We start from the raw sequence: 12279 nt of genomic DNA, 5'->3' as shown, positions 1-12279 counted from the left end.
TGGCTGCGCGACGTCATCGAACGCATGGTGGACGGCCATCCCGCCAACCGACTCGACGATCTCCTGCCGTGGAACTGGGCGGCTAATCATCGTCTGGCCGCCTGACGTGCAACGACCGGACGGATACGACGGCAGGGAAAGCGATATCCTACGAGAATGGTTTTCGTGGCACTGGACTTTGCCAGAAGCGGTGCGCCTCGCTACTCTCCACGACACGGAGGGGGCGCATCTGACTGATTCTGGGTTGTTCATTTCCGGTGCGCTGTTCACCACCGATTATCTCGTCGAAGCGATCACGGCCACCGCTGCGTATCGCGCCGTCGACGTGGCCGGATTGCGCGCGCGGTTCAATGAGATCGCCGCGGCGTTTCCGCAGAACCAGCGCACGAACGAAAGCCAGACCGAGGACGATTTCATCTGGCCGGTGCTGGCAGCGCTGGGCTGGTCGGAATCACTTCGTCAGCAGAATCTGACTGTCACAGGGCGCGATGACGTGCCCGATGGTTTGCTGTTCGCCGACGCCGCGGCAAAGGCATCCGCCAACGCGCTAGGCGACCAATGGCGGCGCTATGCGCACGGCCTCGCGGTCGTCGAAAGCAAGCGTTGGGCGCGCCCGCTCGACCGTGCATCCGGCCGCGATGAAACCACCGCCCCGTCCACACAGATGCTGCGCTATCTGCGCCGGATTGACGATCTGACGGGCGGCGCGCTGCGCTGGGGCATCCTCACCAACGGCACGCGCTGGCGGCTTTACTGGGCGGGCGCGCGGTCGATTTCGGAAGAATTTCTGGAAATCGATCTGGGTCGCGTGCTTGGGCTGGGCGGCGACGATCTGTTCGCCGATGCCGCGACGCGCGACCATTGGCTGCGTGTTTTCGCGGTCATGTTCGGGCGCGAGGCGTTCCTGCGCGACGGCACAGACCAACGCTCGTTCCACGACCGCGCTCGTGCCGAAGCAGCCTTTTACGAAGAGCGCGTCGCCGCCAGCCTGTCCAAGCTGGTGTTCGATATCGTCTTCCCCAGCCTTGCCACCGCGATCGCGGACAGTGCGCCGGATGCGCCACTGGGCGATGTGCGCGATGCCGCGCTGGTGCTGCTCTATCGGCTGCTGTTCCTGCTTTATGCCGAGGATCGCGACCTGCTGCCGGTCAATGACCCGCGCTACGATGATTATGCGCTCCGCCCGCTGCGGCTGGATGTCGGTCGGCGGATCACCAGTGGTGATGCGTTTTCATCGTCCGCCGCGCGCATCTGGAGCCACGTCGCCGATCTGTCGCGGATCATCGACCAGGGCGACGGATCGGTCGGCATCCCGCCCTACAATGGCGGGCTGTTCGCGACTGCCGGTACGCCGTTGCTCAGCGCCGCGCGCGTGCCCGACAGCGTCATGGCCCCGGCACTCGATGCGCTGTCCTACGAGCGCTCGTCGGGCGAGCGGCGCTATATCAACTACCGCGATCTGTCGGTTCAACAGCTCGGGTCGATCTACGAACGGCTGCTCGAGTTCGAGCTGATCCGCGACGAGAATGGCGTGCTCACCGTCCGGCCGAACCTGTTCGCACGCAAGAACAGCGGCAGCTATTACACGCCCGACGAACTGGTCGGCCTGATCCTCGACGAAACGCTCGAACCGCTCATCACCGAACGTCTGGATGCGTTCCGTACAGCGCTAGGCAAGCTCGATCCCAAGGATGCCGAAGACTATCAGCGGCGGACCTTGCGCGATGCCGACCCGGCCAATGCCATCCTGTCGCTGCGGGTGTGCGACCCTGCGATGGGCTCGGGCCATTTCCTCGTCAGCCTGGTCGATACGCTGGCGGATCATGTGCTCGACGCGATGGCCGAAGTCGCAGTGCTTGGCGCCGATCTGCACTACACCTCGCCGCTTGCCGACAAGATCGAGGACATCCGCGCCACGATCCAGCGCAATGCGCGCGCGGCGAATTGGACGATCGATCCCGAACAGCTCGACGATCGCCACATCGTCCGCCGCATGGTGCTGAAGCGCTGCGTTTACGGCGTCGACAAGAACCCGATGGCGGTCGAGCTCGCCAAGGTCGCGCTGTGGCTGCACACCTTCACGGTCGGCGCGCCGCTGTCGTTCATCGATCATCACCTGCGCAGCGGCGACAGCCTGTTCGGGCTGTGGGTGCGCGACGCGATCGACAAGGCGGGTGCGGGCGGCGAGCTGTTCTACATCGACGCGCTGCGCAATGCCCAGCGATCGGCGGAAGCCATGAAGACGATCGAGGCGCTGACCGATGTCGAGATCGCCGAGGCGCATCGTTCGGCGGCGATGTATGATGATGTCGAGCTGATGACCGGCGAGCTCGACGGGTTCGTCAGCTTCATCCACGCGCTCGACTGGCTCAACTTGCCGCGTGATCAGCGGCCGCTGGTGCGGCTGTGGCTCGACGGGCGCTTCGGCGACCCGATGCCGATCGCGCGCGGACGCAAGGCCCCGGCAGAGGGCAGCGCGAAGCCGGAGGAAGTCGCCGCCTTCACCGCGATCTGGGAACGTGCCCGCGCGCTGATCGGCGAAGAGCGCTTCCTCAACTGGCAGATCGCGTTTCCCGGCGTGTGGGACAATTGGGCGAGCAAGGGCCGTGAAGGCGGGTTCGATGCTGTCGTCGGCAATCCACCGTGGGACCGGATCAAGCTGCAACAGGTCGAATGGTTTGCGGCGCGGCGGCCTGAGATCGCGCTGGCGCAGCGCGCATCGGACCGGGCGCGGATGATCGCCAGGCTGAAGACCGATGGCGATCCGCTCTGGGATGATTTCAGCCACGCTGAACAGCGCGCAATCGACACAGCGCGGATGGCCCGCAAGTCCGGGTATTATCCGCTGCTGTCGGGTGGCGACACCAATTTGAATTCGCTTTTCGTCGAACGCGGCCATGCGCTGGTGAAGCCCGGCGGCATGGTTGGCCTGCTAATCCCGTCGGGCATCGCCTCCGATCAAAGCTCGGCTGCATTCTTCCGCAAGGTGACCGGCGACAAGCAGGTCCATCGGGTCATCGACTTCTTCAACAAGCGATATGACGGCAGCCTGTTTTTCCCCGATGTCTATTATCGATTCAAATTCTGCGCCTACATCGCGGGCGGCGTCGATCGCCATTTCGACGGCGCATCCTACGGCTTCTTCATCCGCGACCTCGCCGAAATCGCCGACCCCGATCGCGTCTTTCCGATCACCGCTGAAGAAATCGCGCGCATAAATCCAAACAGCGGCACAGCCCCGATCTTCCGATCACGCCGGGACAAGGAAATTACGTCGGGCATCTACGCGCGCCTGCCGGTGTGGGCAGATCGTTCCGATGGCGATAGTCAACCGCTATGGCCGCTGCGCTATGTCCGAATGCTCGACATGGCTAACGACAGCGGGAAGTTTCGTACGCGCGCTGAACTGGAAGGCGATGAAAGCGCCTGGCCGGTGGGCGGCAATCGGTTCGAGTCAGCCGATGGGAAATGGGTGCCGCTCTATGAGGGCAAGATGGTTCAGGCCTTCGATCATCGCGCATCGGATATCGTGCTGGCTGAGGCCAATGTATTCCGGTCGGGACAGGGCGCTGACCTGACGGAAGATGATCACCGCGATCCGGCCCGTCAGCCGACGCCACGCTATTGGGTAAAGGCCAGCGATACCGGCTGGGATGCCCCGACCGATTGGTGCCTGTCGCTCAAGGACGTCACATCCGTCACCAATGCCAGGACTACGATAACGGCAATCATCCCGCGCTTCGGCGCGGGTCATACCCTTCCCGTGCTGTTTCCGACAAAGGGTGCGAGCGCCAAAAGCTATGTTGAGGCTGCGCCGCTGGCGCTTGCCAATCTCAACAGCACGGTGCTCGATTATCTTGCCCGCCAGAAGGTCCATGGCAATCACCTCGCCTGGTATTTGGTCGAACAACTCCCGGTCATCCCGCCCGCCGCCTATGCCCGAACCTTCGGCCCCAAGACCGCCGCCGACATCGTCCGCGCGGCGGTGCTGGAACTGAGCTACACCGCGCACGACCTCGCTGCCTTCGCGCGCGACATGGTGCATGTTGGTGCGAACGGCGACGTGTTGCCGCCCTTCATCTGGGATGAGGATCGGCGGCTGCGGCTGCGCGCCAAGCTCGATGCGCTCTATTTTATCCTCTACGGCGTGTTCGATCCAGCCGACCCCGCGCAAAGCCGCGACGACATCCGCTACATCTATTCGACCTTCCCCATCGTCGAACGCGAAGAGGCGGCAAGATGGGGCAGCTATCGCAGCCGCGACCTGTGCCTCGCCTGGATCAACGCACTGATCGCGGGCCAGCCCGATGCCGAGGTTGCGGGGTGAGCGCAGCGGCGCCGCTGGATTTCGCCGATCTGCTCGGCAAAGCGTCGATCGCGCCCGCCGATGTCCGTCTGTTGCGCCATCAGGCGCGCGGCCCCGCTGGCCGGACGCCGTTTACGCTGTGGCGCGAGGGCGACGGCCAGTTCGATGACTACCAGTCGGTCCAGGCCCAGGCGAGCCGCGCCAAGCTGCACGCGCCGGTCTGGGCGAGCTTTGTCGTGACGCCGGCGGCAACGACGCTTTTCGTTGGGCTGTACGATGCGACGCGCACCGGCACCGCGCCGTTCGATCGGATCGATCCCTTGTCGGGCCAGACCGAGGCAGCGTTGGGCTGCATTGACCCGGATCTCTACGATCTGCGCCCGCTCGAAGCGCTCTCGGGCTATATCGGTCGTCTCACGGTCGATTGGGGACCGGGGATGCGCAGCTGGATTCAGCGTGCCGACCGCCAGCGCAAGCCGATCGAGGAACTTCTCCGCGCTTATCGCGAGCCCGATTATCCCGGCCACGCGCGCTTCCTGCGGCAGCTTTCCGACCTGGAGGCGATGCCGCCCGCTTGGGCTGCGGTGCTGCGTGCTTCGCGTGGCGTCTATCTGCTGACATGCCCGCGCACGCGCGAACAATATGTCGGGTCGGCGAGCGGCGAGGGCGGCTTCCTGTCGCGGTGGCTGGGGTATGTCGCGACCGGGCACGGCGGCAACGTCGCGCTCAAGAGCCGCGATCCCAGCGACTATCAGGTCAGCATCCTCGAAGTCTGTGCGTCTTCCGCGTCGGTCGAAGATATTCTGGTGACCGAACAACTTTGGAAGGCCAAGCTGCAGAGCCGCGAAATGGGGCTGAACCGGAATTGAGGGGGGATGAATGGCAAAGCTCAATCGCAAGCAGATTCAGGATCGCACCATCGAAATTCTGGAGAATTCGCCCGGCGGTTTGCGTTGGAACGAAATCCTGGGGGAGATTCAGCGCGTCGATCCCGACACGCCATTCAATTCGATCAGGGGTGCAACCCATGGGCTTTTTTCAAGCTCCGACGACATCGTGAAGGTCGCACGGGGCACCTACCAGCTCGCCAAATATGTCGATGCCGATGCTGCCGATGCAGTTGCCGCCGACGAAGCGATCGCGACGGTGCCGATCGGTGATGCGACGCCGGGTGCGACCGGTACGCTCACCGAAAAAGATTTTTACGCCAGCTTCGCCGAATGGCTGGTCGAAAATGACGAGGCGACGGTCGCCGAACCGCTGGGCGGGAGCAGCCTGGGCGGCAAATGGGGCACCCCCGATGTGCTCGGCGTGATGAAGCCGCGTGCGCAGGACATTTTCCGCTTCGAGCCGCAGATCATCGCCGCAGAAATCAAGGCGACGCCCTCCCTGCCGGTCGTCGCCTTTGGCCAGGCGGTCGCGTACCGGCTGTTCTCGCACAAAAGCTATATCGTCGTGCCCCGGACGACGAGCAGCGACGACATGAGCCGCCTCAAGTCGCTGTGCAGCATTCATGGCGTGGGGCTGGTAACCTTCCTGCTCGACAAGGAAGCGCCCGATTATCTCGTCGTCATCCTGCCGGCACTGGCCAGCCCGGATATGTTCTACGTCAACACGATGCTGGAACGGTTGAAGTCGAGCGAGCCCAAGCTGCTGAACAAGCTTTTCTAGGGAGAGGTAAATTCCCAATCATCGACCTTATTGGCGCCTTGTATAGGCACATCCTTCCGTGCGTGCATCACTTCAGATACGAGTCGCTACATGGCCCGCCTTCTCGCTAACCTGTCCCTCGATCAGTTGAGCGCCATGGCGGAGCGCAACTGGGACAAGGCCAGTGAACTCGACCTGATCCTGTCTGAACTTCGCCACCGCAACACCCATGCGGCTGGCAAATTGCGCGGGCGCGTTGAGACGTGGATCAGCGATTGCACGCGATCTGCCGGCAAGGGCGTAAAGAGCGATACGATGGCTAGTCCCGCCGCCGCATCCAAGGCAAAGCTGCCGCGTCATCCACAGGCGCGGGACTCCACCAGCGGGAAGTGATGGTCGGTCGGCATCTTCCGCCCGACGCTGACGACCTGCCGCGATTCCTGGCGCGGTTCGAGGAGGCCTATAATCCGGCGCGCCTCAACCAGATGCGGCGGATCGAGTCAGTCGGCGCGGTTCATCACCGCCTGCTCTGGATTCACCCGTTTCTCGACGGCAACGGCCGGGTGATCCGGCTGATGAGCCATGCGCTCTTCAAGCGCCTGGGGATCGGGACGAGCCTCTGGTCCATGTCGCGCGGGCTTGCCCGTGATGCGCAGCGATACAATGCGCTGCTGGCGGTGGCCGATGGCCCGCGTCGTAGGGACCGCGATGGGCGGGGCGCGCTCACACAGGCGGGGCTGGTCGAGTTTTGCGATTTCTTCCTGCGGACCTGCGTCGATTAGATGCGCTACATGGCCTCGCTTCTTGAACCGCAAGAGCTGCTGCGCCGGATCGAAGCCTATGCCGATGACGAAGCGCGGGCCGGTCCGTTTCCGCGGGGCGCATTTCCAATCCTGCGCGAGGCTTTGATGACCGGCGAATTGTCGCGTGGCGAAGCGGGTCGGCTGACCGGCTATCAGGAGCGCAAGGGCCGTGAGGTCGTCGCTTCGCTGCTGGCGAAGGGTTTGCTGGTGGCGACGACGCCAAGCCACAAATCGGCGGTGCGGCTGGGCTTCCCGGTCGACGTTGTGGAGCGTTGGTTTCCGCGGCTATATCCGGTCCGGGCTATCGTAACGGGGCGGGCAGACCTCGGCTGACCCCCATCGCGTCGGGACGAGCTGATGCCCTGGAATTGGCGCCGGGCAAACGAGCAACCCGTCGCAGCAGTACCGTAAGCCGCGGCCCTCATAACACGCTTACGGTCAAACGTCGGATGACGGGCGCGAAAAACTCGACCTTCTCGAGGCCCGGCTGACCGGAACGAGATGACGGAGATGATCAAGACGGCGTCAGAGCCGAAGTCCCGCGCCGGTCGACATCCAGTTGATGGGAAGTTTCACGTTACGGATCGGCGACTTCTACTGAGTAATATCTTCAGGGCATTTCTTCGAAGCCGCGGCCACTTTAGCGATACGCCACCGCCCCAAGAAAGCACGGATCACGAGGAGACGATAGTGCCACTTCATGAACCGAATTTTCTTGTATTTTTGCCACGTTAGAGGCTGCTGCTCTCTGCCGAGGATCCGAGCGCACAACCGTTCAGGATCGTACCTTCGGCTGCCCAAGGTCTTCACGTTTCCGAACGTGGACAGACGGATCTCATGGAGCACCTCGATGCGGTCCAGCGGGAAGGGGGCCCCCGTCCTTGTTCTAATCATGAGCTCCGGTATGGATTTGCCGCCCCAAGGGAAAGATGCGCAAGTGTAGACGGTGCTCATATACGATCTCGTATCCAGACGATCGAACATGCTGCTCAGGTCCTGAACTGCTATTTCGTCCTCTTCCGGATTGACCCTGAGTTTCAGCAGGATCAGCCGATCATGCCCCCTACCGAAGAGACCAAGGGTTATAGCCTGAGTCGCACTTCCAAAGAATCGAGTCGTCCGCGTCCAGTGGTGAACAAAGCTATTGAGTTCAAAAGCATAGTTGCCCAGCGGATTCACTTGCGGCACCAATCCGCCGCACTGCCGAATTTTCTCCCATGCCTCTAGCGAAGTGAGATGATAGAGATGTTCAGGATACGCCACATTTGGTGACATGCTCGCCCTCTCCTCAAATCTCTGTGATGGAAGGTGCCGAATCCCGAGTTTCAGAGTAATGTTTCATGGTTTGCAACGCTTGCGCATCGGCCAACAACGTCGCCAATCCGAAATGGAGCGGGTGCGGCCAGCATCCGTAATCGACCCACATCGCGCTCGCGCATTCCCAGTTGAGCGCGGGTTGGAACTCCCGTTCCACCACAGCGAGGAAGTTGCGATACGTGAAAGTGTCCCGCGTGAAATCGTACAGATCGACCATCTCTGCACAGCCCGCATAGCCGATTTCTTCGCGAGCCTCACGAAGAGCACTGCTAATTGGGTCTTCGTCAGCGTGATGCGCTCCCCCGACAGTGCCCCAGCTATTTGGCTGGTCCACCATCGCGGAGCGACGCACCATCAGAAAGCGGCCGGTAGACCTTGCCATGAAGATGCAGCCAGACGCCCGGGCGCCGAAAAAGCCCGTATTGCGCCGGGCTTCCAGATGCCGTGCCTCGCCATCGCCATTTTCGTCAACGGCTGCCGCAAATAGCCCGTCGTCATGCCGTCGCGAGATTTGGTCGACACAGGCGGCGGACCGAAGCCCCAAATGTGCTTGAGCAGACGCGACATCCACCCCACGCCCGTTCTTTTGCAGGATGGGGATGATGTGGGGCGCCGCGACAATGCGCCGGACCTGGAAAGCCGTCAGCGCCGATGACAAGCCGCCACCGCGACCGAGTTGCCCATCAGCAAACCCAATCAACCGCGAATTGGGCCAAGCGAGCGTCCGTGCCTCGGCAACCATCTCCATGATCGCGAGTTCGTCCGCCCCGGGCTCCGCCTGGGCCATGAGTGCGATGGCTGCTGCCGTCGAACGCGAAATACCCCCATGGCAATGAACCAGCGTCCTGGCGTTCGGATGTTCGATCACCCGGCGGCCGAACCGCAGAATTTCCGCCATGTGCTCGGGCTGCGGTAGCACCTTTCCGGCGGCGGGTTCGATCACATCATCGAACTCAAGGGATAGAAGGCGATCGTCGCTGAACGACGCGCAGATCGATGGCGGGTCTGTACCTGGGTCTCGGATCGACACAAGGTGTGTGAACGTGTCGGCAGCCTGCCTTTCAAGTTCGTCAAGGCCACAGATCACGTATCGGGTCAGCACGTCGATCGCGAGCCTTTGCTGGTAGGCACCTCCCAAATGCCAAGCAAAACCAGGTTCATTCTCATTGAAGCACCTACAAACCTGCAATAAACTGCCATTTCTTACCCGCATGTAATGATCTGTGCATCGAACCAATCATCTCTCAGTGCCTTATGTCCAGACCTTCTCTTTCCCGAGACTGAGCGGTTGATGTTCAACCTACGTGATGCGTCGCACATACTCTATCATTAGGCGACTCAACGCGCTGTCGTCAGAATAAGAGCGCAAATCCGGAGTTCAGTCAACACAACGGCAATAAAGTACATATAATAAACGGGGGGACATGAGATAATCCCGACCGCTCATCGGCTGCGACCGTTTTCAATTGGGGCGGGGTGCATCCAGCATTAAAAAGCAGCTCGCAGCGGCCCGGTCGGCGATGTTGTTGTCGATCTAAAGGCGGACGTCGTTGATGAACCGCGAGAGCGCGATCCAGCGCTTGCGGTCATGGGCGATGACCTTGCCGACTTCGGACTTTGGCCAGACGCGCCGCAGCGAAGCAATTGCGACAGGTGCAACTGCCCTGTTCGGGCTCGATCCGCTGCTTCTCGCGCGGCGGGTGTTACGGCAAGGCCCGGCTGGGCATCAGTCCTTCCACGCTCACCGGATCTGAACACGGTGTGCTCGCCACGATGGCACCTTCATTGATCTGGTTGGAGAGGCTCGCGCGCTGCAGTTGCGCGTAATCGTCCGTTCGATGGCGTTGGATGGCTTCTGCAAGCGCGGTGATCGCCGGCGCGTCGAGGCCTAGCGCGAGGAGCTTCTCGGTGATCGCGCGACCGAGGTGCCCATTGCCGTCCTCGAACGGATGGATGGATTCGAACCAAAGATGCGCGACGCTGGCTCGCATCCATGCCGCCGTACGTCGCCCTATGCTTGTAGAACGTCGCGCTGCTCACACCGTACTTCCGGCACACCTCTGCCGTCGACGAGCCAGCCGCCTGCTCGCGCACGATCACGATGCTCTGCTCCTCCGCAAATCTGCCGCGCTTCATTTCCGTCCTCCTCAATCGAGGAATCTACCTCAAACCGGGGGCGTTTCAGAAAAGCGCGTCACCAGTCCAAAGCGGACCAGAAAACGAGCAGCCGTTCAAACTGTCAGATGACGCCCTTGAAATCTGTCCACGCCGCCTAGCATGTCAGCTACTCGGCAGCTACAGAACGTATAAGGCAAGAGATGATTCACGTGCTCGCTCAAAATGGCAGCATTGTGAGCGGGGAGGCGTGTGATGAACCGACAGCCGACTGTCATGATTGTCTCCTCCGAGTTTTGGCCATTGGCAAAAACTGGCGGATTGGGAGACATGGTGTACGCTATTGCGACATCGCTCCGTAACAATGGCTTTGAGGTGCGCGTTCTCATGCCCGGCTATAGATCGGCGCTGTCGACAACAGCAGGCGCTGGTGAGCATAAGGGCACGATATCTGCGCTTGGATATGATGTCGAACTAGTGGCCCACAGATATAGTGGGATCGAGGTCGTGTTAGCCTGTTGTGCCTCGCTATTCGATCGGCCTGGCGGTTTGTATAATGATGAGTCCGGCAGGGGATGGGCTGATAATGCCAAGCGCTTTGGCGCCCTGTGCTATGCCGCCGCAGCGATCGTCAATGGGACGACCACCATTCCGGTACCGCATATCGTTCACCTGCTCGATTGGCACGCGGCACTTACCCCTGCCTATGTCGACCCGGGCACCAACGTGCCCTTCGTTCTGACCGTTCAGAATTTCATGTTTCAAGGCAGGTTCCCGATGAGTGTCGTTTCCGACCTTGAAATGGAACGGAGACCTGACATTCATCAATTGGCCGGGATTTTCTCGGGGTTTGGATTTCTTCAAGTCGGCTTGCGGCTCTCCGATATGATAACAACGGCCAGCGCCGGTTATATCGACGATATCAAGAGACGCGATCGGTATAGTTGGTACTATTTGCGCGAGCCGGATTTGGACCGGCTGGTGCCGATCAAGAACTGGGTCGAGACAGCCGTCTGGGATCCTGCGAATGATCAAGCGCTTGAGGCCAGATACAATGCTGACGATCTCGGCAAACGCTCGATAAATCGAGCCGCGCTCGAGCGGCGCGTAGGCTGGCCTGAAAGCAGCGATCCCATCTTGTTCACACTCAGCAGGATTACACGAGCAAAGGGTTTCAGATTCTTGTTTAGGCAGATTGATCGCCTGGTAGCTCGCGGATGTCGTGTAATCATCGTCGGCGAGGGCGAAAGCAGGCTCGTAAATGCGGCCAAGAGCCTCGCCCAAAAGCACCATGGTCGCGTGGCAGTCATGACCCCGTATGAAGAGCGTGACGCTCGACTAGTGCTCGGCGGCGGTGATATTCTACTGATGCCGTCGCTGACTGAACCTTGTGGCCTGAGCCAGCAACACGCCCAGATTTACGGTTGCGTGCCCATCGTTTCGAACGTTGGGGGGCTTCGTGACACGGTTACGCATGGACAAACCGGTTTTTTGTTCGAGCCCTCCGATCAAACTTCCTTCCTCGCAGCGATTGACGCTGCATGCGACGCTATGCGAGGTCCTGGTTGGCTTGATATTCAGAAAAACGCCATGCGATTACATGCTGCGAACAGCGATGGGGATAAATATGCGCAGCTGTTCTTGACCTGTATCGACAACTATGCATCCCGCGAAGAAGCATCGCTGGCAGTGTCGTCGTGATGCGGCTTCCTCTCCCAAGTCCGCTACCTTCCGGCTGTTGCTATGTGACCATCACAGTAAAAACCTATGCGCCGAACAATCTTATTGGCGTCTTAGCGACACCGGATGATAGACTATTGTTAAAAACGTTCTTTAAATCGATTTCACTTGAATGTTGTTGACCGATTGGCACGAGTCGTTGCTTTATGGCGACAGTAGGTCGTTGGTACGCGGTTGTGACTTATAAGGAAGCTGCCTGGCTATGAACAGACGCTCGCCCTCTGAAGCGCTCCTAAGTGGCCATGTGGACGACGTCTGGATAGCGCCCAGGCCAGGCGCGTGGTTGGCCGGGACGTTGCAGCTGCGACGCCTGAGCGGTGCCAGGCAACGATCGGTTTTGTTGATGAT

At 60.9% G+C, this 12279-nt stretch carries 10 protein-coding genes and 1 pseudogene; 7 read left to right on the top strand and 4 right to left on the bottom strand.

What is annotated here, in order from left to right:
- Positions 1–244: 244 nt before the first annotated feature.
- From GO308_RS14395 to GO308_RS14370, 6 genes are all read left to right on the top strand, one after another.
- Entirely contained in the window at positions 245–4327 is a 4083-nt protein-coding gene (locus GO308_RS14395; RefSeq protein WP_240885943.1) for a BREX-1 system adenine-specific DNA-methyltransferase PglX, read from the top strand.
- On the top strand, positions 4324–5175 hold the full coding sequence (locus GO308_RS14390; RefSeq protein WP_240885942.1) for a GIY-YIG nuclease family protein: 852 nt from the start codon (positions 4324–4326) through the stop codon (positions 5173–5175). Before GO308_RS14395 ends, GO308_RS14390 begins: the two co-directional genes overlap by 4 nt.
- A gap of 10 nt (positions 5176–5185) precedes the next feature.
- Positions 5186–5977: a hypothetical protein gene (locus GO308_RS14385; RefSeq protein ID WP_240885941.1), complete on the top strand. Its 792-nt coding sequence runs from the start codon at positions 5186–5188 to the stop codon at positions 5975–5977.
- A 90-nt stretch (positions 5978–6067) separates the two neighbouring features.
- Positions 6068–6349: a hypothetical protein gene (locus GO308_RS14380; protein WP_066477880.1), complete on the top strand. Its 282-nt coding sequence runs from the start codon at positions 6068–6070 to the stop codon at positions 6347–6349.
- Positions 6349–6738 carry a Fic family protein gene (locus GO308_RS14375; protein ID WP_240885940.1) on the top strand — a complete coding sequence of 130 codons (390 nt, stop codon included), beginning with the start codon at positions 6349–6351 and terminating at the stop codon, positions 6736–6738. Before GO308_RS14380 ends, GO308_RS14375 begins: the two co-directional genes overlap by 1 nt.
- Positions 6739–7092: a hypothetical protein gene (locus tag GO308_RS14370; protein ID WP_240885939.1), complete on the top strand. Its 354-nt coding sequence runs from the start codon at positions 6739–6741 to the stop codon at positions 7090–7092.
- 261 nt (positions 7093–7353) lie between these two features.
- On the opposite strand, the gene GO308_RS14365 is transcribed toward GO308_RS14370, so the two are convergent.
- From GO308_RS14365 to GO308_RS14350, 4 genes and pseudogenes are all read right to left on the bottom strand, one after another.
- Positions 7354–8034 carry a hypothetical protein gene (locus tag GO308_RS14365; protein WP_240885937.1) on the bottom strand — a complete coding sequence of 227 codons (681 nt, stop codon included), beginning with the start codon at positions 8032–8034 and terminating at the stop codon, positions 7354–7356.
- Positions 8035–8047: 13 nt separating this feature from the next.
- Positions 8048–9289, bottom strand: a complete 1242-nt coding sequence (locus tag GO308_RS14360; RefSeq protein ID WP_240885936.1) for an NUDIX domain-containing protein — start codon at positions 9287–9289, stop codon at positions 8048–8050.
- Between the two features lie 490 nt (positions 9290–9779).
- A complete protein-coding gene (locus tag GO308_RS14355; RefSeq protein WP_240885934.1) occupies positions 9780–10067 on the bottom strand; it encodes a Fic family protein in 288 nt (95 codons plus the stop codon).
- Positions 10057–10212, bottom strand: a pseudogene (locus GO308_RS14350) (transposase); the annotation flags it as partial. The gene GO308_RS14355 and the pseudogene GO308_RS14350, both read right to left, overlap by 11 nt.
- 234 nt (positions 10213–10446) lie before the next feature.
- Here GO308_RS14350 and GO308_RS14345 point away from each other — a divergent pair.
- The gene (locus GO308_RS14345; RefSeq protein ID WP_240885932.1) at positions 10447–11892 is read left to right on the top strand and encodes a glycogen/starch synthase; all 1446 of its coding nucleotides are present in this window, start codon (positions 10447–10449) and stop codon (positions 11890–11892) included.
- Positions 11893–12279 lie beyond the last annotated feature (387 nt).

This window comes from Sphingomonas sp. SFZ2018-12 (genome assembly GCF_022496715.1).
In the GTDB taxonomy this organism is placed as follows: domain Bacteria; phylum Pseudomonadota; class Alphaproteobacteria; order Sphingomonadales; family Sphingomonadaceae; genus Sphingomonas.
The sequence above is the reverse complement of the archived record's forward strand: the minus strand, read 5'-3'. Positions and strand labels throughout refer to the sequence as shown.